We start from the raw sequence: 201 nt of genomic DNA, 5'->3' as shown, positions 1-201 counted from the left end.
GATCGCCCAGCGCTGGTCGTATGCCGACAACGGCCAGCGCCGGCTCGATCAGCGTGAGGTCAGCGTCCAGTACGTCTACGACGCCAACGGCAATATCCGCCAGACCACCACCCGCAACCCGAGTGCCGGCGGCGAGCAGACCGAAACCCAGGTCTATGCCTACAACCACCTGAACCTGCTGACCGAGGCCAGCAAAGTCGA

General features: G+C 64.2%; 1 protein-coding gene. It reads left to right on the top strand.

The annotated features are described in order from the left end of the window. A partial coding sequence (locus PZA18_RS24945; protein ID WP_284103558.1) for a hypothetical protein occupies positions 1 to 201 on the top strand: 201 nt, incomplete at both ends.

This window comes from Parachitinimonas caeni, from assembly GCF_030129945.1.
Classification (GTDB): domain Bacteria; phylum Pseudomonadota; class Gammaproteobacteria; order Burkholderiales; family Chitinimonadaceae; genus Parachitinimonas; species Parachitinimonas caeni.
Note: the sequence above shows the minus strand (reverse complement) of the source record. Positions and strands in the feature narration are given on the sequence as shown.